Origin of the sequence: Hydrogenophaga aromaticivorans (assembly GCF_013387465.1) — a bacterium.
Taxonomy (GTDB): Bacteria; Pseudomonadota; Gammaproteobacteria; order Burkholderiales; family Burkholderiaceae_C; genus Hydrogenophaga; species Hydrogenophaga aromaticivorans.
In genome coordinates this window covers 524,567-549,395 of sequence record NZ_VYGV01000006.1, presented here as the reverse complement: position 1 = coordinate 549,395, position 24,829 = coordinate 524,567, and the positions used below count along the sequence as shown (strand labels likewise).

23 protein-coding genes are annotated in these 24,829 nt (G+C 64.9%); 21 read left to right on the top strand and 2 right to left on the bottom strand.

The features are described 5' to 3' along the window. Positions 1 to 16: 16 nt before the first annotated feature. The 14 genes from F3K02_RS06945 (at position 17) to F3K02_RS06880 (ending at position 16,242) form a co-directional block, all read left to right on the top strand. Positions 17 to 1,624 (top strand): carboxyl transferase domain-containing protein, encoded by a 1,608-nt coding sequence (locus F3K02_RS06945; protein ID WP_008905476.1) that lies wholly within the window; start codon positions 17 to 19, stop codon positions 1,622 to 1,624. A gap of 66 nt (positions 1,625 to 1,690) precedes the next feature. Then, positions 1,691 to 3,688, top strand: a complete 1,998-nt coding sequence (locus tag F3K02_RS06940) for an acetyl/propionyl/methylcrotonyl-CoA carboxylase subunit alpha (RefSeq protein ID WP_177134610.1) — start codon at positions 1,691 to 1,693, stop codon at positions 3,686 to 3,688. Between the two features lie 18 nt (positions 3,689 to 3,706). Next, on the top strand, positions 3,707 to 4,660 hold the full coding sequence (locus tag F3K02_RS06935) for a hydroxymethylglutaryl-CoA lyase (RefSeq protein ID WP_127806028.1): 954 nt from the start codon (positions 3,707 to 3,709) through the stop codon (positions 4,658 to 4,660). Between the two features lie 5 nt (positions 4,661 to 4,665). Then, complete coding sequence (locus F3K02_RS06930) at positions 4,666 to 6,261, top strand: carboxyl transferase domain-containing protein (RefSeq protein WP_127806027.1); 1,596 nt, start codon at positions 4,666 to 4,668, stop codon at positions 6,259 to 6,261. Positions 6,262 to 6,271: 10 nt separating this feature from the next. Beyond that, the gene (locus F3K02_RS06925; protein WP_127806026.1) at positions 6,272 to 7,069 is read left to right on the top strand and encodes a crotonase/enoyl-CoA hydratase family protein; all 798 of its coding nucleotides are present in this window, start codon (positions 6,272 to 6,274) and stop codon (positions 7,067 to 7,069) included. A 37-nt stretch (positions 7,070 to 7,106) separates the two neighbouring features. Beyond that, entirely contained in the window at positions 7,107 to 9,134 is a 2,028-nt protein-coding gene (locus F3K02_RS06920) for an ATP-binding protein (RefSeq protein WP_177134608.1), read from the top strand. Continuing rightward, positions 9,131 to 10,276, top strand: a complete 1,146-nt coding sequence (locus tag F3K02_RS06915; RefSeq protein WP_177134606.1) for an acyl-CoA dehydrogenase family protein — start codon at positions 9,131 to 9,133, stop codon at positions 10,274 to 10,276. The genes F3K02_RS06920 and F3K02_RS06915 overlap by 4 nt, the downstream gene beginning before the upstream one ends. A gap of 2 nt (positions 10,277 to 10,278) precedes the next feature. Then, entirely contained in the window at positions 10,279 to 11,340 is a 1,062-nt protein-coding gene (locus tag F3K02_RS06910; protein WP_241559554.1) for an MBL fold metallo-hydrolase, read from the top strand. Then, positions 11,337 to 11,813 (top strand): PaaI family thioesterase, encoded by a 477-nt coding sequence (locus tag F3K02_RS06905; protein ID WP_127806023.1) that lies wholly within the window; start codon positions 11,337 to 11,339, stop codon positions 11,811 to 11,813. Before F3K02_RS06910 ends, F3K02_RS06905 begins: the two co-directional genes overlap by 4 nt. Next, the gene (locus F3K02_RS06900) at positions 11,810 to 12,244 is read left to right on the top strand and encodes a PaaI family thioesterase (protein WP_008905485.1); all 435 of its coding nucleotides are present in this window, start codon (positions 11,810 to 11,812) and stop codon (positions 12,242 to 12,244) included. The genes F3K02_RS06905 and F3K02_RS06900 overlap by 4 nt, the downstream gene beginning before the upstream one ends. Positions 12,245 to 12,268: 24 nt before the next feature. Further along, entirely contained in the window at positions 12,269 to 13,150 is an 882-nt protein-coding gene (locus F3K02_RS06895) for an SDR family oxidoreductase (RefSeq protein ID WP_127806022.1), read from the top strand. A 1-nt stretch (position 13,151) separates the two neighbouring features. Beyond that, positions 13,152 to 13,853 (top strand): transglutaminase-like domain-containing protein, encoded by a 702-nt coding sequence (locus F3K02_RS06890; RefSeq protein ID WP_177134604.1) that lies wholly within the window; start codon positions 13,152 to 13,154, stop codon positions 13,851 to 13,853. Beyond that, positions 13,850 to 14,716 (top strand): alpha/beta fold hydrolase, encoded by an 867-nt coding sequence (locus F3K02_RS06885; protein WP_127806020.1) that lies wholly within the window; start codon positions 13,850 to 13,852, stop codon positions 14,714 to 14,716. Before F3K02_RS06890 ends, F3K02_RS06885 begins: the two co-directional genes overlap by 4 nt. Positions 14,717 to 14,736: 20 nt before the next feature. Beyond that, entirely contained in the window at positions 14,737 to 16,242 is a 1,506-nt protein-coding gene (locus F3K02_RS06880; protein WP_127806019.1) for an AMP-binding protein, read from the top strand. A gap of 8 nt (positions 16,243 to 16,250) precedes the next feature. Here F3K02_RS06880 and F3K02_RS06875 read toward each other — a convergent pair whose 3' ends face one another. Next, entirely contained in the window at positions 16,251 to 17,060 is an 810-nt protein-coding gene (locus tag F3K02_RS06875) for an SDR family NAD(P)-dependent oxidoreductase (protein ID WP_164868397.1), read from the bottom strand. A 128-nt stretch (positions 17,061 to 17,188) separates the two neighbouring features. On the opposite strand from F3K02_RS06875, the gene F3K02_RS06870 reads away from it, so the two are divergent. The 5 genes from F3K02_RS06870 to F3K02_RS06850 all read left to right on the top strand — a co-directional run bounded on the left by F3K02_RS06870 (position 17,189) and on the right by F3K02_RS06850 (position 21,491). Beyond that, positions 17,189 to 17,671: a MaoC family dehydratase gene (locus F3K02_RS06870; RefSeq protein ID WP_127806017.1), complete on the top strand. Its 483-nt coding sequence runs from the start codon at positions 17,189 to 17,191 to the stop codon at positions 17,669 to 17,671. A gap of 122 nt (positions 17,672 to 17,793) precedes the next feature. Next, positions 17,794 to 18,963: an acetyl-CoA acetyltransferase gene (locus F3K02_RS06865; RefSeq protein WP_177134602.1), complete on the top strand. Its 1,170-nt coding sequence runs from the start codon at positions 17,794 to 17,796 to the stop codon at positions 18,961 to 18,963. 5 nt (positions 18,964 to 18,968) lie between these two features. Further along, on the top strand, positions 18,969 to 19,370 hold the full coding sequence (locus tag F3K02_RS06860; protein ID WP_034694630.1) for a Zn-ribbon domain-containing OB-fold protein: 402 nt from the start codon (positions 18,969 to 18,971) through the stop codon (positions 19,368 to 19,370). 16 nt (positions 19,371 to 19,386) lie between these two features. Then, complete coding sequence (locus tag F3K02_RS06855) at positions 19,387 to 20,619, top strand: acyl-CoA dehydrogenase family protein (RefSeq protein WP_177134600.1); 1,233 nt, start codon at positions 19,387 to 19,389, stop codon at positions 20,617 to 20,619. Positions 20,620 to 20,663: 44 nt separating this feature from the next. Then, complete coding sequence (locus F3K02_RS06850) at positions 20,664 to 21,491, top strand: alpha/beta fold hydrolase (protein WP_177134598.1); 828 nt, start codon at positions 20,664 to 20,666, stop codon at positions 21,489 to 21,491. A 59-nt stretch (positions 21,492 to 21,550) separates the two neighbouring features. Here the strand turns inward: F3K02_RS06850 and F3K02_RS06845 are convergent, their stop codons facing one another. Then, a complete protein-coding gene (locus tag F3K02_RS06845) occupies positions 21,551 to 22,294 on the bottom strand; it encodes an MmgE/PrpD family protein (RefSeq protein WP_177134596.1) in 744 nt (247 codons plus the stop codon). Between the two features lie 314 nt (positions 22,295 to 22,608). Here F3K02_RS06845 and F3K02_RS06840 point away from each other — a divergent pair, with 314 nt between their 5' ends. Both F3K02_RS06840 and F3K02_RS06835 read left to right on the top strand, forming a co-directional pair. Then, positions 22,609 to 23,265: a GntR family transcriptional regulator gene (locus F3K02_RS06840; protein WP_343067020.1), complete on the top strand. Its 657-nt coding sequence runs from the start codon at positions 22,609 to 22,611 to the stop codon at positions 23,263 to 23,265. A 90-nt stretch (positions 23,266 to 23,355) separates the two neighbouring features. Beyond that, positions 23,356 to 24,732 (top strand): aromatic ring-hydroxylating dioxygenase subunit alpha, encoded by a 1,377-nt coding sequence (locus tag F3K02_RS06835; RefSeq protein WP_177134594.1) that lies wholly within the window; start codon positions 23,356 to 23,358, stop codon positions 24,730 to 24,732. Positions 24,733 to 24,829: the final 97 nt, after the last annotated feature.

Genomic DNA, 24,829 nt, shown 5'->3' with positions numbered 1-24,829 from the left:
ATAGGCGCAATCACATATGACCATCCTTTCCTCCCGCATATCGACTTCCGACGACGAATTTCGGCTCAACCAAAAAGCCTACCAGGCCGTGATTGCGGACCTGCAAAGCCGTCGCCAACTGGCGCTGGCCGGTGGCCCCCCGAAAGCGCGGGAAAAACACCTGGCGCGCAACAAGATCCTGCCGCGCCATCGCGTCGAAGTGCTGCTCGATCCAGGTTCGCCTTTCCTAGAGGTCGGCATGCTTGCCGGCGAGGGCATGTACGACGGCGTGCCGCCGGGTGCCAGCATCATCACCGGGATCGGTCTGGTGCAGGGCCGTCCGTGCATGATCATTGCCAACGACGCCACCGTGAAGGGTGGCACTTACTACGGCATGACCTGCAAGAAGCATGTGCGGGCGCAGCAAATTGCTTGGGCACACCGCTTGCCCTGCATCACGCTGGTGGACAGCGGTGGCGCCTTCCTGCCGGAGATGGCCAACATTTTTCCCGACGTGGGGCAGTTCGGCAGCATTTTCAACAACCAGGTCCGCATGTCGGCCGAAGGCATCCAGCAGATTGCCGTGGTGATGGGGCCTTGCACGGCGGGTGGCGCCTACATCCCGGCGCTGTGCGACGAGGCGGTGATTGTCAAGGAGCAGGGCTATATGTACCTCGGCGGCCCCGAGCTGACCTTTGCCGCCACCGGCGAGACGGTGGATGCCGAGTCGCTGGGCGGTGCCAAGATGCATTGCAGCGTCAGCGGCGTCACCGATCACATTGCCGAAGATGACCGCCACGCGCTGGCCATCACGCGTGAAATCGTACGGGACTTGGGTGAGCAGCCCAAGCCACGCTGGACGCGTCAGCCGTCGGTGCCTCCGCGCTTCGATCCGCGCGAGATTTACGGCATCATCAGCCGCGACACCAAAATCCCGACCGACACGCGCGAGATTCTGGCGCGTTTCGTCGATGACAGCCGGTTCCAGGAATTCAAGCCGATGTACGGCGACACCCTGCTGACCGGCTTTGCTCGCATCCATGGCCACGAGGTTGGCATCCTGGCCAACCAGGGCGTGCTGTTCCCGGAAAGCGCGATGAAGGCGGCGCACTTCATCGATCTGTGCTGCCAGCGAGACATCCCTCTGCTGTTCATGGCCGACGTGACCGGCTTCATGGTCGGGCGCGCCGCCGAGCAGGCTGGCATTGCCAAAGCCGGGGCCAAGATGATCACGGCGATGGCCTCGGCCAACGTGCCCAAGTACACCATCATCATGGGCGCCTCTTACGGTGCAGGTTACCTTGCGATGTGTGGCCGCCCGTTCAACCCGACCGCGATGTTTGCTTGGCCGACCGGCCGCGCGGCCATCATGGGTCCGGATCAGGCCGCCACGGTGATGGCACTGGTGCGCAAACAGATCAACAAGACCGAGGGAAAAGAGTGGACGCCCGAGGAAGAAGAGGCGTTCAAGGCGCCGGTACGCAAGATTTACGAAGACTTCCAGCCTGCTGCGAACTTCTCCTCGAATTTGTGGGTGGACGGCATCATCGATCCGGTGGAAACACGCGACGCCATGGGACTGCTGCTCGACCTCGCCTCCCGTACTGCCGCCAAACCGACGCCGTTCGGTGTCTTCCGTTTTTAACCAGGACGCCAGCCATGCAACGCATCCACACCGTCTTGATGACCCACTTCGCCGCAGGAGTTGGGCATGCTTAAGAAAGTCCTCATTGCCAACCGCGGCGAGATCGCCTGCCGCATTGCCCGCACCTGCCGCAAGCTCGGCCTGGAAGTGGCCACCGTGCACTCCAGTGCCGACCGGTTTGCCCGCCATGTGCGTGAGATCGGTGAATCGGTCGAACTCGGGGGTGCAGCGCCCAGCGAGAGTTATCTGAACATCGATGCCATCATCGCGGCGGCCCGGCGCGTCGGCGCAGACGCCGTTCATCCGGGCTATGGTTTTGTCTCGGAGAACCCGGCCTTTGTGCGCGCACTGGATGCGGCTGGCTTGACCTTCATCGGCCCTCGGGCCGAGACCATCGAGCGCGTTGGCGGCAAAGCCAATGCCAAGCGCGAGGCAGCCCGCCTCGGCGTGCCGGTCATTCCCGGCAGCGAAAGCGGCATGACCGACCCAGCCGAGGTGTTGAATCTGGTGCGCGGTATGAAGCTGCCCGTGCTGCTCAAGGCCGTGGCGGGTGGCGGTGGCCGCGGCATGGCGGTGGTCGACACGCTGGACGGCCTGGAAGGGCGCATCGAGAGCGCCATGCGCGAGGCCGAAAAAGCCTTCGGCAACGGCGAACTGATCGTCGAGCGCTACCTGCCGCAGGTGCGCCACCTGGAGGTGCAGGTGGCCGGTGATGGCCAGGGCCACGCCATCCACCTGTTCGAGCGCGAGTGCACCTTGCAGCGGCGCCACCAAAAAGTGATCGAAGAAGCGCCGTCCAGCGGTCTCAGCCCGCGCCTACGCGCGGCCATCCTGGCCGACGCGGTCAAGCTGGCTTCTGGCGTGAACTACCGCGGCCTGGGCACGGTGGAGTTTGTCGTCACGGGCGAGGAACATTATTTCCTGGAAGTCAATCCGCGCCTGCAGGTCGAACACCCGGTGACCGAAGAAGTCACCGGCCTCGATCTGGTCGAGCTGCAATTGCGCATTGCCGCCACCGGCACCTTGCCGCTGGCGCAAACCGACGTGCAGTGCACCGGCCACGCCTTCGAGGCCAGGCTGTGCGCGGAAGACGCCGCCGCGGGCTTTTTGCCGGCCACCGGGCAGCTGCAGGTGGTCGATTTTTCGCGTGCTGGCGTGCGCATCGAGTCCGGGGTGGACAGCGGCGACGAAATCTCGCCGCACTACGACTCGATGATCGCCAAGCTCATCGCCCATGGTGCCGACCGCGAGTCGGCGCGCCGGGCGCTGGTGGCCGGATTGCGCGAAAGCACGGTGATCGGCCTGGTCACCAACCTGGCATTCCTGCATGAACTGCTGGAATGGCCGGAGACCCGCGATGCCACCTTTCACACCCGACTGATCGACGAGCGCCACGCGCAGCGCGGCGTGGTGGCGCCCACCGCGCCGCCGCTGGAGCACCTGGCTGCGGCCGCGCTGCACTGGCTGACGCAACGGCGTGCCGAGTCGCCCGCGCTGGGCTGCTGGACCCTGGGGGACGGTTTCACGGGCTGGCGCCTGCGCAGTGGGCCGATTCAGGCCGCACCCCAGCCGACACTGGTTTTGAAGGCCGGCGCGGCGGAGTGGCCCGTGCGGTTTTCGATGCGCGATGACCAGGGCAGCAGTGTGCTGGTCATAGGCGAGCAGCAGGTCAGCGCTGCGCTGCAGTCACTCGCGGCTGGGCGCTCCCTGTTGCAGTGCGGCGGGCGGGCGCTGGAGCTGACGATCCGGGGCGACGCGGGGCAAGTGGAACTGGCCAGCGCGCTGGGCAGCAGCGTGTTCACGGCGCAACCCTATCTGGGCGGAGACGCCGGTGACGCCGCCGCCAGCGGCCAGCTGGGCGCGCCGATGATGGGCAAGGTGGTGGCAGTCAAGGCCGCGGTCGGCGAGACGGTTGTCCTCGGCCAGACCGTGATCGTGCTCGAATCGATGAAGATGGAATTGCACGTCACGGCGCCGTTCGACGGCAGCCTGAGCGGCCTGCGCTGCCGGGTCGGCGACATGGTCGAGCGCCACCAGGTGCTGGCCGAAGTCAGTCCGGTTTGATCAAAGGAGATGTTAGCAATGAGCAACTTACCTACCTCCGTCGAGTTCCATGAGGAGGGCCCGCGCGAGGGCTTCCAGATGGAGCCAACAACCTATCCACTGGCTGATCGCGCCGCGCTGATTGATGCTTTGAGCGCCTCGGGCCTGAAGCAGATCCAGGTGGCGTCCTTCGTCAGTCCGCGCGCGGTGCCGCAGATGGCCGACGCATCCGAACTGTTTGCCGCCATCACCAAGCGCCCTGGCACCCGCTACACGGCGCTCTGGCTCAACGACAACGGTTTCGAGCGCGCGCGTGCCTGCGAACAGGTGGACCTGGACGGCAAGCTGATGTTCTACACCACCGAGCCGTTTTCGCAGCGCAACAACAACTGCAGCGTGGCCGAGATGCGTGAACGCCAGCTCGGTTGGCTGGACCGCTACATCGCCCTGGGCATTCCGGTGGAGAAGGCTTACGTGATCACGGCCTTTGGCTGCAATCTCGGTGGTGCCGTGCCGCTGTCGGCCGTGACCGATCAGGTGCGCTGGCTGGTCGATGCCTGCGCCGACCGGCGTGTGCCGCTGCCGGCGGTCTACCTGGCCGACACCATGGGCTGGGCCCATCCCGAGGAGATCAAGCGCCGCGTCGGCGCGGTGCGCGAGATCGTGCCGCAGGCGCAGATGGGCCTGCACCTGCACGACACGCGCGGCGTCGGCGGTGCCAACGTTTATGCCGCCTTGCAAATGGGCGTGCGGCTGTTCGACAGTTCGGTCGCCGGTCTGGGCGGTTGTCCGTTCGCGGGTCACACGCACGGTGGCGCGGCCGGCAACATCTGCACCGAAGACATGGTCTTCATGTGCCAGGAACTGGGCATCGAGGCCGGGATCGACCTGGAGGCGCTGATCGAGGCGGCGCGGCTGGCCGAACGCATCATCGGGCGCTCCCTGTCAGGCCATGTGATGCACAGCGGCTCGCTCGCTGCAACGAAAAGATGACACAGATGACATCCCTAGAAAGCCGTATCGACACCCGCAGCGATTCCTACCACCAGGCGCTGGCGCACGGCCGCACCCAGGTCGAGACCTTGCGCACACGCCTGTCCGGGGTGGCCACTGGCGGGCGTGATGCGCACATCGGGCGCCACCACGCGCGCGGCAAGCTGCTGGTGCGCGAGCGCATCGACTTCATCGTCGATGACGGCAGCGCCTTCTTGGAACTCTCGCCGCTGGCGGCCTGGGATCAGTATGGCAACGAGGTGCCGGGTGCGGGCATCGTCACCGGCGTCGGCATGGTGGCCGGGCGGCCGTGCATGTTCATCGCCAACGACGCCACCGTCAAGGGCGGCTCGTTCTTCCATGAAACCGTCAAGAAACACGTGCGGGCGCAGGAAATCGCCGAGCGCCTGCGACTGCCCTGCCTGTACCTGGTGGACTGCGGCGGTGCCTTTCTGCCGGAGCAGGACCGCGTGTTTCCCGACAAGGACCACTTCGGCAACAGCTTCCACCGCCAGTGCCGCATGTCGCAGGCCGGCCTGCCGCAGCTCTCGGCCGTGTTCGGCGGCTGCACCGCGGGCGGCGCCTACATTCCCGCGCTGTCGGACGAAGTGGTGATGGTGCGCGGTAACGCACGCATTCATCTGGGTGGCCCGTCCATCGTCAAGATCGCGATCAACGAAGTGGTCGACGGCGAAACCCTGGGCGGCGCGGAGATGCACAGCCGTGTCTCCGGTGTCAGCGACCACCTGGCCGAGGACGAGCATCAGGCGCTGGCCATGCTCCGTCAGATCGTCGCCAGCCTGCCGCCCGAGCCGCCCATGGTGCCGCCGCTGCCGCCCAGCGCACCACGTTACGACCCGATTGAGCTCGATGGCGTCGTACCGGTCGACCCCAAACAGCCCTACGACGCGCGCGAAATCATTGCGCGGCTGCTCGACGGCAGCGCTTTCCACGAGTTCAAACCGTTGTGGGGAGATACGCTGGTGACCGGCTTTGGCGCGATCCACGGCCAGCCGGTCGCCATCCTCGCCAACAACGGCGCGCTGCTGGCCGAGTCGGCCCTGAAGGGCGCGCATTTCATCGAACTGGCCAACCAGCGCGGCGTGCCGCTGCTGTTCCTGCAAAACATTCCCGGCTTCATGGTGGGCACCGAGGCCGAGCGTGGCGGTATTGCCAAGCACAGCGCCAAGATGGTGTATGCCATGGCCTGCGCGCGCGTGCCCAAGCTCACGTTGGTGGTTGGCGGCTCTTATGGCGCCGGCAACTACGGCATGTGCGGCCGCGGCTTTGAGCCCGAATTCCTGTTCGCCTGGCCCAGTGCCAGAGTGGCCACGATGAGCGCCGACATTGCCAGCAACGTGATGGTCGAGCTGGCGCGCTCTAACCTGCGCGGCCCGGCTGATGAGGCGCGGCTGCTGGATATCGAACGCAAGGTACGCGAGCAGTACGCGCGCCAGAGCGATCCCTATTACGCCACCTCCCGGCTGTGGGACGACGGTCTGATCGAACCCTCGGCCTCGCGCGACGTGCTGGGCCTGGCGCTGGCGCTGGCGGCGCGCCGTGCGTTGCCGAGTACGGCAACCCCTGTTTACCGCATGTAAGAGAACCTCTATGAACACCCCCACCTACGAGACCCTGCAACTGGTCGTCGACGCGCGCGGCGTGGCCCGCCTCACGCTCAACCGCCCCGACACTCATAACGCGCTCAACGCCACCCTGATCAGCGAGCTGCGTCGTGCCGTCGATTGGCTGGCCGCAGCGCCGGGCGTGCGCGCGGTGGTGCTCACCGGCACCGGCAAGACCTTTTGCGCCGGCGGCGACCTGGGCTGGATGCAGGACAACATGAAAAAGAGCCGGACCGAGCGCGTGGGCGAAAGCGGCGATCTGGCGCTCATGCTGCGCGCCCTGAACGAGCTGCCTATGCCTGTCATTGGCCGCATCAATGGCCCCGCGTATGGCGGCGGCGTCGGCATGATCTCGGTCTGCGACATCACGATCGCGGTCGATACCGGTGTCTATTCGCTGACCGAGGTGCGCCTGGGCCTGCTGCCGGCCAATATTGCGCCCTACGTGGTGGCGCGCATGGGCGAGGCCAACGCCCGGCGCACCTTCCTGACGGCGCGCCGCATGGGCGCGGCAGAGGCGCAGCGCCTGGGCCTGCTCTCAGAAGTGGTGGCCGCCGATCAGCTCGACGCTGCCATTGAACGCGAACTCGCCGACCTGCTGCAGTGCGCGCCCGGCGCGGTGGCGGCCACCAAGAAACTGGTGGCCTATGTGCAGGCGCACGACCTGCCCACCAACATGATCTACACCGCCGACAAACTGGCCGACGCCTGGGAAACCGAAGAAGGGCGCGACGGCATCGCCGCCTTCTTTGGCAAGCGTCTGCCGGCGTGGCGGCAGGCCTGAGGTCGAGCGCAAGGCGCCCAACAGAGACACATTGACTATGTTTGAAACTCTACTGATTGCCAACCGCGGCGAGATTGCCTGTCGCATCGCCCGCACCGCGCGCCGCATGGGCTTGCGCACGGTGGCAGTCTATTCCGACGCCGACCGCGAGGCGCTGCACGTGGCCCTGTGCGACACGGCCGTGCGCATCGGAGCGCCCGAGGCCGCGCGCAGCTACCTCGATGCCACGGCCATCGTGGCCGCGGCCCGTGCCGCCGGTGCGCAGGCCATTCATCCGGGTTACGGCTTTTTGTCGGAAAGCCTGGCCCTGATCGATGCCTGCGAAGCCGCCGGGCTCATTTTTGTCGGTCCCTCGCGCGACGCGATCCAGCGCATGGGCTCGAAGATCGAATCCAAGCGCATCGCGCTCGACGCCGGCGTGCCGGTGGTGCCGGGCTACCACGCCGACGACCAGGACCCTGCGGTCTTGCAGGCGGCGGCCGATGGCATTGGCTACCCGGTGCTGATCAAGGCCTCGGCCGGCGGCGGCGGCAAGGGCATGCGGGTGGTGCGTAGCGCGGCTGAATTCGCGGCCGCGCTGGCCACCGTGCGACGCGAAGCCAAGGCTTCGTTCGGCGACGACCGCGTGCTGCTGGAACGCTACCTGGACGAGCCGCGCCACCTCGAAGTGCAGTTGCTGGGCGACAAGCACGGGCACTTGGTGCATCTGTTCGAGCGCGAATGTTCGATCCAGCGCAACCACCAGAAAGTGATTGAGGAAGCACCCGCGCCGCACCTGCCGCCCGCCGTGCGCGAGACGCTGTTCGCGCACGCGCTGACGATGGGGCGCGCCATCGGCTACGACAGCACCGGCACCATCGAGTTCATCCACGACAGCCGCAGCGGAGACTCCTTCTTCCTGGAAATGAACACCCGGCTGCAGGTCGAGCACCCGGTGACCGAGTTGACGGTCGGCATCGACCTGGTCGAATGGCAACTGCGGGTGGCCGCAGGTGAGCCGCTCGGCTTTGCCCAGCCGGACCTGTCGCAGCGTGGCTGCGCGATCGAGGCGCGTGTTTGTGCGGAGAATCCGGCGGCCGGTTTTGCGCCCGAGATCGGCGCCCTGATCGGCTACCACGAGCCGCGCGGCGAGGGTGTCCGGGTGGACAGCGGCGTGCGCAGCGGCAGTCAGGTGACGCCCTACTACGACTCCATGCTGGCCAAGGTGATTGCCCATGCCGACGACCGACCAACCGCCGCACGGCGGCTCGCCGCGGCATTGGACGACACGGTGCTGCTCGGCGTGCACAGCAACCTCGGTTTTCTGGCCGATCTGCTGCGCCACGACCACTTCGCGCAAGTACTCAGCACCCACTACATCGAACGCGCCTTTCCCGCAGGCTGGCAGCCGCGCGCGGACGATGGGCTGGCCATCGCCGCTGCCGCCGTGCACGGCGTGCTGACCCAGCAGGCGGCGGCCGGGCGCTCGGCCTGGCAGTCGCTCGGGGCCTGGCGCGCGACCGGCGCCGGGAGTGGCACTGGCAGCACGCAGGTGCTGCTGGAAGACGAGCAGCGCTGCGTGCATGAAGTCAGCGTCTCGCCGCAGGGTGACAGCTGGCGCGTGCACGTCGGCGATCTGGAACTGAACCTGGCAGCGACGCTGGTTGGCGACACCCTGGCGCTGCAGCGCGACGGCCTGACGGTGCGCTTCACGGTGGCACTGGAACAGCACGCTACGCAGGGCGAACGCGTGTGGCTGGCCGGGCCGGGCAGCACGTGGGCCTGGCGCCGGCTCGACCGCTGGCAGCGCGCACTCAAGGGCGCGGCGGGCGCCGATGATGAGCGGGGCGGCAATCGCCTGCTCGCGCCCATGCCCGGTCTGGTGACGCAGGTGCAAATCAGTGTGGGCATGACGGTGAACGCGGGCGACACGCTGGTGCAGATGGAGGCGATGAAGATGGTGCACACGCTCAGCGCGCCCGCGGCGGGCCGGGTCAGCGAGTTGCGCTGCCGCGTCGGTGACGCGGTGCGCGGTGGCGATGTGTTGGTGATCATGGAAGCAATGGAATCTGAGGAAAAGCAATGAACGAGCCGATTTATTTTGACGAGCAACACCGGCAGTTCCGGGACAACCTGCGCCGCTTTGTCGAGCAGGAGGTGGTGCCACAGGCAGCGCCCTGGGAAGAGGAAGGCATGGTGCCGCGTGCGGTGCTGAGAAAAATGGGTGAGCTCGGCTACCTCGGCGTGCGTTACGCCGAGCAATACGGCGGCTCGAATCTTGACACGGTGTACAGCGCGATCCTGGCCGAAGAACTCGGTCGCTCCACGTACGGCGGCTTTGCCGTGACGGTGATGGTGCACACCGACATGGCCTCGCCGCACCTGGCCAACTTTGGCACGCCAGAGCAGCTCGCGCGCTACCTGCCCGCCATCATGCGCGGCGAGAAGATCTGTGCCGTGGCGGTCACTGAGCCCGATGCAGGCTCTGACGTGGCTGGCATCCGCACCCGCGCGGTGCGCGACGGAGACCACTGGGTTATCAATGGCAGCAAGATGTTCATCACCAACGGCGTGCATGGTGACGTGTACTTCGTCGCCGCCAAGACCGACCCGACGGCCAAGGGCTCGCGCGGTATCTCGATCTTCATCGTCGAGAAGGGTACGCCGGGCCTTCGAGTCGGGCGCGCGTTAAAGAAAAGCGGCTGGCTGTGCAGCGACACCGCCGAACTGGTGTTCGAAGACTGCCGCATCCCGGCCGCCAATCTGCTGGGCGAAGAGAACAAGGGCTTCTACCAGATCATGCGCAATTTCCAGAACGAGCGCATGGTGCTGGGTGCGCAGATGATGGGCGAAGCCGCGCGTGCGATCGAGCTGACGCTGGCCTATGTGCGCGAGCGCAAGGCCTTCGGCGCCACGCTGTGGGACAAGCAGGCGATCCGCCAGCGCCTGGCCATGCGGGCAGCGCAGGTCGAGGCGGCCCGTCAGTTGGTTTACCACGCTGCCTGGCTCGATGCGAAGGGGCGCGAGTGCGTCAAGGAAGTGTCGATGGTCAAGGCGCTGTGCGGCGAGCTGCTCAACGACGTGGTCTATGACTGTCAGCAGTTCCACGGTGGCGCTGGCTATATGCGCGAGACGCCGATCGAGCGCATGGTGCGCGACGCCCGTGTCCAGGCCATCGGTGGCGGTGCCACCGAGGTCATGCTCGAAGAAGTGGCGAAACGGTTGTGAACATGAGCACCTCTCAAGCTACTTCAGTCATGGAAGAGCCGGTCGAGCTGCCGCTGAAGGAGGTCTTGCCCGGCATCCTGATGTTCACGCTGCCGGTGGACTATGGCATCGACCACGTCAACATCTACCTAATTCGCGAAAGCGAGGGTTGGTGCCTATTCGACACGGGTGCCGACTGCGAAGCCGCCCGTGCGCTGTGGCTGCGCGCCCTGGAGGGACCACTAGCGGCCGGCCTGACGCGCATCATCGTCTCGCACCACCACCCCGACCACCTCGGGCTGGCAGTGTGGCTGCACGAGCGCACCGGCGCTACCATCCTGATGCGCGAGGAAGAACGGACGGTGGCGGGGCAGACGCACGTGCCCAGCGCCGACGACCGCGCCTACTGTATCGACTTCATGTGCCGCCATGGGGTGGCGCCGGAGGATGCGCAACAGGTGGTGGGCGGGGTCTTGCAAAGCAACATGGCCTGCGCCGTGCCGGCGCGCGTCGAGCCGCTCGAAGCCGGCCAGACGCTGCGCATCGGCGAGCATGTGTTCGAGGTGCTGGTGCTGGGCGGTCACAGCATTGCACAGATTTGCCTGTATGCGCCCAAGTTGAAGCTGCTGCTCACGGGCGACCAGTTGCTCGAACGCATCACGCCCAACATCGGCGTCTGGCCCTATGGCGAAACCGATCCGCTGCCGCGCTATCTGGACAGCCTGCGCACCATTGCCACGCTGGATATCGAGCACGTGCTGCCGGCCCATCACGACGTCTACCACGCCGGGGTCAAGCGCGCGCACGGACTGGTGGCGCACCATCAAAAAGCGTTGCGCAAGTTCATGGCGCGCCTGGGCGCGGGGGGCATGAATGCCACCGAACTCGGCTACGCCGTTTATGGCGCGCAGAGCGACCCGCTGCATGCTTACCTGGCCATGGGCGAAACCCTGGCGCACCTGCTGTGGCTGGAGCGCTCCGGCTACGTGCGCCATGAAGAAACGCCAGCCGCGACCCGCTGGTATCCGGTGACGGCGGCCGGCGAAGAGCCCACCCTCACCTTGTCTGGAGATATGTCGAGATGACAGAAACACACACCATCAACGAAGAAGAAATCGCCAAGCGATGGCAGAAGTTTGCCCATGTGTCTCCGTATAACCGCGAACTGGGCCTCCTGCCGCACGCGGTGCGAACCGACTGGTGCGTGCTCAAGGTCGAGTATCAGGAAGCGCTGGTGGGCGATCCGCAGACCAGGGTTTTGCATGGCGGCGTGATCACTGCGCTGCTCGACGCAGCGTTCGGATTCGCGATTTTCGTCAAGCTGCCGGAGATACGGCCGATGGCCACGCTGGACTTGCGCATCGACTACCTCAAGCCCGCCACGCCCGGGCGTGCGATTCTGGGAGGGGCCGTTTGCTACAAGCTGACTGCAGAACTGGCGTTCGTCCGAGGCGCTGCTTACCACGACACGCCGGACGACCCAATTGCCACCGCCGTCGGCATTTACATGTTTACTTCCGGGCGACCGGTATTGCGCAACGAGGATGTGCCACGATGAAATGGACCGAACAAATTGACCATGCGCGCGCCCAGGGTGACTGGAGCGAAGTGATCCGGGCGGTGCCCTTTGCGCGTTTTCTGGACTTGCGCATCGATGTCAAGGGCGAGGAGTTCACCTGCGTCCTGCCATTCCAGGAAAAACTGATAGGCAACCCCATCCTGCCGGCTCTGCATGGCGGAGCCACCGGGGGGTTTCTGGAGTGCGCCGGATTGTTCTACCTGCTGTGGCACATGGACAGCCGGGACTTGCCCAAGACCATCGATTTCAACATCGATTATCTGCGCTCGGGCCGTCCGCAGGACACCTATGCCAACGTCGTGATGGTCAAGCTGGGCCAGCGGGTGGCGAATCTGCGCATCCAGGCATGGCAATCCAGCCCCGATAAGCCCATTGCCCTTGGTCACGGCAATTTCATGCTGCGAGCCTGAGCTCATTACGAAGGAGACAAGTCCATGAGTCAATCTGTTTACAAATCCGTGTTTCGCCCCGGCCTCTTTGCCGGTCAGACGGTGATCGTCACCGGCGGCGGCAGCGGCATCGGCCGCTGCACCGCGCACGAGCTGTCCAACCTGGGCGCCAGCGTGGCGCTGGTGGGCCGCAAGATCGAGAAGCTGCAGGCGGTGCAGGCCGAGATCGAAGCGGCGGGCGGCAAAGTCAGCATCCATGTCTGCGACATCCGCGACGAGCCGGGCGTCAAGGCCCTGGTTGCCGACGTGATTGCGCAGCACGGCCGGATCGATGGCCTGGTCAACAACGCCGGCGGCCAGTACCCGCAGCCGGTCAAGGACATCAGCCTCAAGGGCTGGGAGGCGGTGGTGCGCAGCAACCTGACCGGAGGCTTTCTCGTCTCGCGTGAGGTCTACACGCAGTGGATGGAGGCGCACGGCGGCTCCATCGTCAACATCATCGCCGACATGTGGATGGGCATGCCCACCATGGGACACAGCGGCGCCGCGCGCGCCGGCATGCTGTCGTTCACCGAAACGGCTGCCTGCGAATGGGGCGAGTCGGGCGTGCGCGTCAACGCGGTGGCGCCGGGCTTTGTGGCCAGCAGCGGCTTTGACACCTACGAGCCCGAGATGCAGGCCAAGTTCAGCATTTTGATGAAGAGTGTGCCGCTGCAGCGCTACGGCACCGAGGCCGAAGTATCGGCGGCCATCGTGTTCCTGCTGTCCGAGGCGGCGGCCTACATCACCGGCTCCTTCATCCGCGTCGATGGCGGTGTGCCCAATGCCCGTCAGACCTGGAAGCTGAAGCCGACGGATCGCTCCAAACCCTTCAACGGCTTTGCCCTGGCCAAGCCGCCGAAGTGCCTGAGCGTCAAGGATGAATGACATGGACGCGACGATGCAAACCACAAACACGAACGATCCGTCGGCTTATCTCGCGCCCGGCCGCTACGTGGACAGCGATCACCCGGCGGTGATCGCGTTCGCGCGCCGGGTGGCCGACCCCGCGATGACGCCGCGCGAGATCGCTGTCAAGCTCTATTACGCCGTGCGCGACGAGTTTCTCTACGACCCCTACTACTTTGACATCACGGTCGAGGGCTTGAAGGGCAGCCGCGTGATCGAGGCCGGGCGTGGCTTTTGCGTGCCCAAGGCGGCGCTGCTGGCAGCGGCTGCCCGTGTGCTGGGCGTGCCGGCACGGCTGGGCTATGCCGACGTTCGCAACCACTTGAGCAGCAAGCGCCTGCAAGACATGATGGGCACCGATCTGTTCGTCTTTCACGGCTACACCGAGCTGTGGGTTGACGGGCAGTGGCTCAAAGCCACGCCCGCCTTCAACCGCTCCTTGTGCGAGAAGGCCGGCATCCATCCACTGGAATTCGATGGCCGTGCCGATTCGGTCTTTCATGAATTCGATGTCAGCGGCCGCAGGCACATGGAGTATGTGCACGACCACGGCACTTACGCCGACTTGCCGCGCGATGAGCTGCTGGCCTCGTGGCGCGCACATTACAAAACGTTCGCCGACTGGGGACAGATAGTGGACAGCGGGGCCGACTTCGCGCAGGAAGTGGGCGCGTCATCATGACGACGCGCCGGGAATTTCCCGGCTTCGCCGGCGGCTCCCTGGTGGCCGATGTCTATGGCCCGGTCGGGGCGCCCGCGGTGTTGCTGCTGCACGGTGGCGGACAAACCCGCCATGCCTGGGGCAAGGCGGCGCAGGTGCTGGGCGATGCCGGCTGGTACACCGTGGCGCTGGACTTGCCGGGCCACGGCGACAGTGCCTGGTCCAAGGATGGCGACTACCGCATCGAGACGCTGGCCGACACCATGTGCTGCATCTGGCGCGAACTGGGCACGCCGCTGGCGGTGGTCGGCGCTTCGCTGGGCGGCCTCATTAGCATGGCCGCAGTCGGCCGCGCCGATGCGCCGTCGATCAACGCGCTGGTGCTGGTGGACATTGCGCCGCGCATGGAAGAAGCCGGTGTCGATCGCATCGTCAGTTTCATGCGGGCGCGGCCCGATGGTTTTGCGTCGCTGGAAGAAGCCGCGCAACACATCGCTGACTACCGTGGGCGGCCAATGGAAGGACCGATCGAGGGCCTGAAGAAAAACCTGCGCATGAATGTGCAAGGCCGCTGGAATTGGCATTGGGACCCGCAACTGATGAGCGAGGCCAACCACAACCACCGGCGCGACGCGGATGGCTACGAGCGCGCCTTGCGCGGTCTGCAGGCGCCCACCCTGCTGCTGCGCGGCCAACGCAGCGACGTGATCAGCGAAGAAGATGCGCGCGCCCTGGTGCAAACCTTGCCGCGGGCGCGCTTTGTCGACCTCAAGGGCGCCGGCCACATGATCGCCGGTGATGCCAACGACGCCTTCGCCGCCAGCGTGGCGGCGTTTCTGCACGAAGTGATGCCGCCGGCGCCGCCTCCGGCGAGTCGAAGCTGAATCTGAACGAGGAGCATGGAATGAGTTTGCGATCTTTTACGCTGCACGATCTCATCAACCGTAACGCGAAATTGTACGGATCGAACACCGCCCTGCTGTTCGGCGATCAGCGGGTCACGCACGCCCAGTATGCCGAGCGCACGGCGCGCTTGGCGGCTGGTCTGGCGGCCGCAGGCGTAGGGCAGGGTGACCGGCTGGCGATACTGGCCCCCAACGGCCTGGAATACGTCGACCTGTTCGGCGCCGCCGCCCAGTTGGGCGCGATCGTGGTGCCGATCAACTGGCGGCTGTCGGCCGAGGAGGTGGCCTACGTCATCGAGGACGTGGCACCGCGGGTGCTGATCGTCGCCGATGAATTCCAGGCCCTGCTGCCGCAGAGCGGCCTGGACGACACGCTGCGCTACACGCTGGGCGCCGCGCCAGCGCCCTGGCAACCCGTCAGTGCGCTGTATCTCGATCGCACCGTGCCGCCCGCCGATCTGAATGACGATGAGGGGCTCGTCATCATCCACACCGCCGCCGTGGGCGGGCGGCCGCGCGGCGCGCTGCTCTCGCACCGCGGCCTGATCGCCGCCAGCCTGCAGACGCAACTGGCCTGGCGGTTGACCACGTCAGATGTCAATCTGGGCGTCTTGCCGCTGTTTCACGTGGCCGCCATCGGCTTCATGCTGGCCACGCATCAGGCGGGCGGGGCGACGCTGCTGCTGACACGTTTCGATCCGCCCAGCCTGGTCAAGCATATCGACGAGGACGGCGGCAGCCTGATCGGCACCTTCCCGCCGATGCTGGGCGCCCTGCTGGACGCCGCAGCGGCCCAGGGCTCGGCACTGGACAGCCTGCGCGTGGTGTCGGGAATCGACGTGCCCGAGACCATCGCGCGCTTGCGCACCACCTGCCCCCAGGCGACTTTCTGGAGTGCCTACGGCCAGACCGAGACCTCGGGCTCGGTCAGTCTGGCGCCATTTGACGAGCGCCCCGGCAGCGCCGGGCGGCCCACCGCGCTGAACACGGTCGCAGTGGTGGACGAACTGGACCGCCCGTTGCCCACCGGCGCCACCGGCGAGATCGTGGTGCGGGGTCCGATGGTGTTCCAGGGCTACTGGCGCTGCGAAGCAGACAACGCTTTCACGCTGCGCAACGGCTGGCACCACACGGGCGACATGGGGCGCATCGATGCCGAGGGCTACCTTTGGTACAGCGGGCGTTCACCGGCCAAGGAGTTGATCAAGCCGGGGGGCGAGAACGTCTATCCGGCTGAAGTCGAGCGGGCCATTCTGGAGCACCCGGCGCTGGCGCAGGTGGTGGTCCTCGGTGTGCCGGACGTTCAGTGGGGCGAGGCGGTCAAGGCGGTCTGCGTGCTGAAGGCAGGGTGCACGCTGAGTGCCGAGGAGTTGATCGAGTTTGTGGGCGGTCGCATCGCACGCTACAAAAAACCCAAGCACGTGGTGTTTGTACCGGCACTCCCCTTGGGCGGTGCCGATAGCATTGACCGCGCGGCCGTCAAGGCCGCGCACGGTGGCGCCTGATGGCCATGTCAGCCCGGTGTGCTCAAACCGCCGTTGACGCTCAGGGTCTGGCCGGTGATGGCATCGGACTCCGGTCCGGCCAAGAACGCCGCCGCGTTGGCGATGTCCTGGCAGAGCACGGGGAACAGCATGCGCTTGCGCAGGTTCTCGATCATGCCCTTGCCGTGACCGCCTTCGAGCGCTGGCGAGCCCGGGCCCCAGCGCGGCTCGGCATCCCAGATGTAGCTCATCGCCACCGCGTTGACCCGAATGCCGTCGCGCCCCAGTTCACGCGCCAGCACGCGGCACATCTGCATCATGCCGGCGGTGGCGCCGCCAATGAAGGATTCGCCGACCGTGGCCACGCGGCCCGCGTCGGTGCCCACCGCGACGATCTTGCCGCGGCCGTGCAGTGCCATGACGCGGGCGGCAGCCTGGATCGCAAATGCGCGGGTGAGCCAGTGGGCGCGGATGTAGTTGTCGAAGTCGCCGTTGCTCATTTCCTTGAAAAGGCGAAAGGACGGCGAGTCGGCACTGGCGCCTGCGCCGCTGGCCACCAGGATGTCAAGGCGACCGTGGCGCTCGGCAACTCGATCCACCATGGCACGAACCGCGTCGCTATGGGTCAGGTCGGCTTGTTCAAACGCGGCGCAGTAGCCGTTCGCAGCGATCTCGTTGATCACTGCCTGTCCGGCTTCGGGATTGCGGCCGTTGACGATCACGTGCGCGCCGCGCCGCGCCAACTCCAGCGCAATGGCACGACCGATGAAGGCCGTGGCACCGGTGACGAGGGCGATCTGGCCCTGAAGTTGACCGCCAGGCAAGGGTGCTGGGTTCATCCGCTGTTCTCCTGCGCTAGACGACATAAAAACCCAATTATGTCAAAACAGCGGGCCAGGCCGATAGAAGGATTGCCCGCAGAGAACCATTTTCATCCATCACCACCCATCAATCACCGGACTTCAAAATGGCCAACCTGACCGACAGCGCCAAGTCGCATCATTTCAAGACGCACCGACGCACCATCACCGAAACCGACATCGTCACCTTCGTCAATGTGGTCGGCTTGCATGAACCATTTTTTATCGACATGGAGTACATCCGGGAGAACATGACCGGATCGCATCGCAGCCGCTTTGCGCCCGGCCCGATGGTCATTTCGCTCGGCATGGGGCTGCTGGCAACCTATGTGTCCGACATCATCAAGCAGGTGCTGGAAGGGCGCGAGGTTGGCCCGTTCGGCGGTATGACCGGCGTACAGGCACGCCTGCGCGGTGCGCTGTTTCCGGGCGACACCATTCATGTCGAAGGGGAGGCCCGACTGCTCCCCACGACCTCGCGCGGCTATACCCTGATGGAGTTGCAACATTTGGTGATCAATCAGCGTGGCGAAACCATTGCCGACTTCACTGAAACCATTACTTTTTTGCCTGCTGCTCCGGCTCCATGAATTTTGAACTTTCGTGAGTCGTTTGCCTGTGGCAGCCCGTCCACGACTCGCGACGTCAAATGGCCGGATCAATAGTACAGACCGCACAGACCGGGATATCCAACACCAGGAGATTTCTACATATGACAAAACGAGAAGCTGTGATCGTCGGCGTTGCCGACCTGCCACTGAAGGACGGCAAGGTCCTTGCGCCCATGTCGGTCCTGCAGGCCCAGGCGCTGGTCGCCCGCGACGCCTTGAAGGACGCCGGCATCGCCATGCACGAAGTCGATGGGTTGCTGACCGCCGGTATGTGGGGGCTGCCCGGCCCGGGCCAGTTGCCGACCGTGACGCTGTCGGAGTACCTGGGGATTACGCCGCGCTTCGTCGACGGCACCAACATCGGCGGCTCGGCCTTCGAGGCGCATGTGGCGCATGCCGCCACCGCCATCGAGGCTGGCCGCTGCGAGGTGGCGCTGATCACTTACGGTAGCCTGCAGAAGAGCGAGATGAGCCGAAACCTCGCCGGGCGCCCGGCGGTGCTGACCATGCAGTACGAAACCCCCTGGGGCATGCCCACGCCGGTGGGCGGCTATGCGATGGCGGCCAAGCGCCACATGCACGAATATGGCACCACCTCCGAGCAGCTGGCCGAGATCGCGGTGGCCACGCGCAAGTGGGCGGCGCTCAATCCGGCGGCCACCATGCGCGAGCCGCTGTCGATCGAGGATGTGCTCCAGAGCACGATGATCTCCGACCCGCTGCACCTGCTCGATATCTGTCTGGTCACCGACGGCGGTGGCGCGGTGGTCATGACCACCGCCGAGCACGCCAAGGCGCTCGGTCGCAAGCCGGTGTTCGTGCGCGGTTACGGCGAATCACACACCCACTGGACCATCGCCGCCATGCCCGACCTAGCGCGCCTGACGGCCGCCGAAGTGGCCGGTCGGGACGCCTTTGCCATGGCGGGCATCCGGCATGACGCCATTGACGTGGTTGAGGTCTATGACTCGTTCACCATCACCGTGCTGCTGACGCTCGAAGCGCTGGGCTTTTGCAAGCGTGGCGAGGGTGGAGCCTTTGTCGCCAACCAGCGCACCGCGCCGGGCGGTGTATTCCCGCTTAACACCAACGGCGGCGGTCTGTCTTACGCACACCCCGGCATGTACGGCATCTTCCTGCTGATCGAGGCGGTGCGCCAGCTGCGCGGTGAATGCGGCCCGCGCCAGATCCAGGACGCCGTGACCGCGCTGGTCCACGGCACCGGCGGCACGCTCTCCAGCGGTGCCACTTGCATTCTCTCCACCCGGTGAACACCATGTACGACAAACCCCTGCCCGTCATCGATGGCGAGAGCCGCTCCTATTGGGACGCCCTGAAACAACATCGCCTGACACTCAAGCGCTGCCATGACTGTGGCAAGCACCATTTCTATCCGCGCGTCCTGTGCCCGCACTGCCATTCCGACGCCGTCGAATGGGTCGATGCGCGCGGCACCGGCACCATTTACAGCTACACCATCGCGCGTCGGCCGGCCGGTCCGGCCTTCAAGGCCGACACCCCCTACGTGGTGGCGGTGATCGACCTCGACGAGGGCGCGCGCATGATGACCAACATCGTCACCGACGATGTGGAGGCGGTGCGCATCGGCCAGCGTGTGACGGTGCAGTACGACGATGTGACCGACGAGGTCACGCTGCCGAAGTTCCGGCTGTTGTAGCGCCGAGGTTTCCCATATGGACTTCACCATCGATCCCGATACCGTGGCGATTGCCGAGGCAGTGCTGCGCTTCGTGGAGCGCGAAGTGCTGCCGCTGCAGCAGCGCCACCACGACCTGCTGGGCAGCGAACGCAGCTTGTTCGATGCCAGCGGTCGTTATGTGCCCGAGGCGCTGGCGCTGCGCCAGCAGGTGCGCAAGCGCTCGGCCGAGTTGGGTTTTTACACTCTGTTTGGCGACGAAACACTGGGCGGCGGCGGGCAGGGCGCGCAGGTCATGGCCCATGTGCAGGAGGTGCTCAACCACCGCGTGGGTCCGGCCCAGCCGCTGGTGCAGACGGTGGTGCTGCCCTCGCCCTTCACCAACGGTCTGTCGCCTGTGCTGCGGCATCTGAAGCCGGACATCTTCGCGCAGTACCGCGACGACATCGCCAGCGGCGACAAGACCCTGTGTTTTGGTCTGAGCGAGCCCGATGCGGGCTCCGATGTATTCGGCATGCAAACCCGCGCCGTGCGCGACGGTGACGAATGGGTGCTCACCGGCACCAAGCAGTGGATCACCAACTCGCCCTACGCCGATTACGCCATGGTGTTCGCGCTGACCGACCCCGAAGCCGCAGCGCGCCACAAGGGTGGTGTCACCGGTTTCTTCGTCGACACGCGCGCGTCAGGTTTTTCAGTGCCGCGCATCATCAACACCATGGGTCACCTAGGCGGCGACACCGGCGTCATCGTGCTCGACGGCGTGCGTGTGCGCGACGACCACCGGCTCGGCGACGTCGGGCACGGCTTGGCGGTGGCCATGGACGGCGTCAACGCCGGGCGCATGGGCATGGCTGCATCCTGCCTGGGCTTGGCCCGCTGGGCGCTGGACCAGGCGGTGGACTACGCCAAGGTGCGAAAAACCTTTGGCGTGCCCATTGCCGAGCACCAGGCCATCCAGCTCATGCTGGCCGACAGCGCGATGGACATCTACGCTGCCAAGACCATGATTCAGAACTGTGCCTGGCGCCTGGACAGCGGCCGCTCAGCCAACGCACAGGTCAGTATGGTCAAGGCATTTTCGACCGAGATGCTGGGGCGCGTGATGGACCGCAGCATCCAGATCCACGGCGGCATGGGCCTGACCAACGAACTGCGCCTGGAAGAGGGCTACCGCTTCGCCCGCGTGATGCGCATACCCGACGGTACGGGCGAAATCCAGCGCCGCACCGTCGCGCGCCAACTGCTGACTGGACAGGCCGACCTGTAGGCTGTGTGGATCCTCTGCAATGCCCAACCCGGAGGCAGATTGACATGATGAAAAAGAACGAAATGAAGGAACACGAACTGTTTGCGGGAGGCCATCGGCTGGCCGCCACCACCTGGGGTGATGTGGGCAACGGGCAGCCGACCATCGTGATGATGCATGGCGGTCTGGACTGCATCACCACCTGGAAAGACCTGCCTCAGGTGTTGGCCGAAGCCAGCGGCTGGCCGGTGCTGGCCTATGACCGGTATGGTTATGGGCGATCCGAGAGTCTGGTGGGTGGGCGCGAGCCCAGCTACCGGCGTGAAGAGGCTGGGCCGGTGCTTGGCGAGGTGTTGCGCCACTTTGGAATCCACAAGGCGTTGATGTTCGGCCACAGTGATGGAGGAGCCATGTCGGTGCTGGCTGCGGCGGCGCATCCTGAGCTGGTATGCGGCGTTTTTGCCTGCTCGCCAACCATGGCTGTGGATCAGTTCATGGTGGATGCCATGGCCGTCGCGCGGCGCGCGTTTGAGCAAGACGGCTTGCGCGAAAAACTTCGTCGCCACCATGGCGACAACACCGACACCATGTTCTGGGGCTGGTACGAGCCCTGGGCCAGCCCGCAGGCACTTCAATGGGACATGAGCGTCGAGCTTGCCGCAGTGCGTTGTCCGGTCTCCGTGTTGTTCGGCAATGACGATGAATATGGCTGGCGGCCCAGCGCGATTGCCTTGTTTCGCCACGGTCTGATGCCGCTTGAAGTGACGGCGCTGCCTGGAGTTGGTCACCATCCGCAGCAGCGGGCCCGTGGGGAGACCAGGAGCATGTTGCAGCGCTTGTTTTGCCGCATTGGGCGCAGCCCTTCCGCGGAGAGCAAAAACGCCGACCAATGAGGGGTATTGCACGTCTCTTTTTTTTCCGCACGCCAGCCTGCCCGCACCAATAAACGCTGTTAGTGTCGATCAGCGCACGCTTGGCGAGCCAGCATGCCTGCCAGCGGCGAGAGGTCGGTCAGTTCGTCGAGCCGTGCCACCAGGTCTATCAGCTCGTCGCACTCGTCAGGTATGAGCACAGACTTGACCAGCAGGCGAAACTTTTCCTCCAGGCGCTGCTGCTGCTCCAGCAGGTCGCTGGCTGGGCGCCCACTGTCGTAGCGTTGGCGCAGCACTGTGCCGCTCTGAGTCTCGATCACCACCTCGCTGAGGGTGAGGTCCGGGCATTGAGGTGCGAGCAAAACCTGCACCCGATCACGCAGCGCCACCACCTCGGGCGCGTATACGGCTTCGTCACTGAACGCGTCCAATCCGGCGGTGTCGACCCCGGCCAGCGCCATCGCTACCGTGTGACGGAGACTGAACTTGGCCTCCAGCCCGGTGCGCGGCTCCGCGATGTTGCATACACCCTCGCAGGCGGAACTGGCACGCACCGTCACGCGGCACACGTCATCAACCCGCAGTGCGTGTTGCAGGCGCAAGTGGCTCGCGGCCTCAATGGCGGCATGTGTGCCATAACAGGCGGCGTGGAACTTGAACAGGTTGTGGCGCAGATGCCAGCCGCCGTTCGGCGTGGCCACCGCAGCTCCCAGCGATGCGGTGCCACCGTGCGTGGCGATGAGGCCTTGCGGACATTCAATCGCATCGGCACTGCTGGTGAAGCCGCGCGCGGCCAACTGGGCCGCCTGCAACGGCTGCCTCACACGCTGCGCTGGCGCCGGACACAGCCAGATCGCTAACCGCACCTACCAACCGCCTTCCCGCGTAGCTGTCAAAAAAACGCTGCGACCGAGCAGACACCTAGGGTTTTCACTGGGCATATATGTCGAATGTCGATAATAATATCGACATTATGACGAGCCGCGTGCTACCGAATCCTGAGTCAGTCGGTTCAGGAATGTTGGGAAGTTTCTGTAATGACCATGTGAGAAATGCAATGAATGCGAGAACTCCAAACAGCCAGACCATGGGGGGCGACAAGTCATTTGGGGATGCGTCGCCAGCGCCTGGCGCGAGCGTGCGAAGCCTGATTGAGGCGACGTTTCAGCGGTTGCGGGCGGACATCGTGGAGGGGCGACTCGCTGCTGGCTCCAGACTCGCCATTGAAGATCTCAAGTCGCGCTATGAGGTGAGCGGCGGGACCGTGCGGGAGGCGCTTTCCCTGCTGGTGGCCAATAACCTGGTGCAGACGCAGGCCCAGCGTGGATTTCATGTGACCCCCATGTCTCTGGATGACATGCGTGATCTGGCAACCACGCGGATCGCGCTTGAGTGCGAAGCGCTGCGCCAAAGTGTGCTGAATGGCGACGCCGAATGGGAGGCGCGGGTCGTCAGTTCGTATCACCGGCTCTCGCTCCTCGACGAGCGCACCATGCGCGATCCAGTTCACTTGTTCAATCAGTGGGAGCAAGCTAACCGCGACTTTCACGAAGCCCTGATCTCAGCGTGTTCATCCGCCTGGACCCAGCGGTTCCTGTCCATCCTGTATTTGCAAATGGAGCGCTACCGCCGATTGACGGCAATGCACAACCAGCCTGCCAGAAACGTGCATGAGGAGCACTTGGCACTTCGTGACAGCGTACTCGCGCGTGATGTCGAGCGCTGTACTCAGTTGTTGCGGGCCCATATTGAGTCATCGATTTTGGTGGTTCGGCAATTCGGTTTGTTGCGGTGACGCCAACATCACAGGTATTTTTTTGGTGTGATGGAAAAGCTAGGTATTTTTTCAGCCCTGCCAAGGGTATTTCAACGGAGATATTAAGTCATGAGTTCAGCAATCAAAGAAGTGCAGGAGTCCCCAATGAAGTGGACGCGCAATTGGACGCCCGACGCGATCCGGGCGCTGGTCGATCAGGAAAAGGGGCTGCTTGACCCACGCATCTATGCCGATCAGGGTCTTTACGAGTTGGAGCTTGAGCGGGTTTTTGGCCGCTCCTGGCTGTTGCTCGGGCATGAGAGTCACATTCCTAAAACCGGGGACTTCCTGACCACCTACATGGGCGAGGACCCGGTCGTCATGGTGCGGCAGCAAGACAAAAGCATCAAGGTTTTCCTGAATCAGTGTCGGCATCGCGGCATGCGCATCTGCCGCACGGACGCTGGTAACGCCAAGGCGTTCACCTGCAGCTACCACGGCTGGGCCTACGACATCGCGGGCAATCTGGTGAACGTGCCGTTCGAGAAAGAGGCGTTTTGCGACAAGAAGGAGGGCGATTGCGGCTTTGACAAGGCCGACTGGGGTCCGCTGCAAGCGCGCGTGGCCACCTACAAGGGCCTGGTATTCGCCAACTGGGACGCCGAAGCGCCTGATCTGGAGACCTACCTTGGTGACGCGCGTCCCTACATGGACGTCATGCTGGACCGTACGCCGGCGGGAACCGAGGCCATTGGCGGCATACAAAAGTGGGTCATCCCGTGCAACTGGAAGTTTGCCGCCGAGCAGTTCTGCAGTGACATGTACCACGCCGGCACGATGTCGCACCTGTCCGGCATTCTGGCGGGCATGCCGCCAGAAATGGACTTGTCGAATGCTCAAGTGCCAACGAAAGGGAATCAGTTCCGGGCCAATTGGGGCGGGCACGGCACGGGATGGTTTGTTGACGAGCCGGGCATGCTCATGGCCGTGATGGGCCCCAAGGTCACCCAGTACTGGACTGAGGGTCCGGCCGCAGACCTTGCAGAAAAGCGTCTGGGTCAAACCATGCCGGTTCGACGCATGTTTGGCCAGCACATGAATATCTTCCCAACCTGTTCATTCCTGCCCGCCATCAACACCATCCGTAGCTGGCACCCGCGTGGCCCCAACGAAATCGAGGTGTGGGCTTTCACTCTGGTCGATGCCGACGCACCCGAAGAGATCAAGGAAGAGTATCGCCGGAACAACATTCGCACCTTCTCTGCAGGGGGCGTTTTTGAGCAGGACGATGGCGAGAACTGGGTCGAGATTCAGAAAGTGCTGCGCGGTCACAAAGCCAAGAGCCAGCCGCTCAATGCCCAGATGGGCCTGGGTCGGTCAAAGACCGGTCATCCTGATTTTCCCGGCAAGGTCGGCTACGTCTACGCCGAAGAAGCGGCGCGGGGCATGTACCACCACTGGGCTCGCGTGATGTCGGAGCCAAGCTGGGCCACGCTCAAACCCTGATCAGGGCGCAATCGTTAAGTCTTTCAATCGGATGAAAAGTTCATCATGGGGCGGACGTGCGTGTGTCGACAGCGCGCCGAGGTTTCGCTCCCTGATA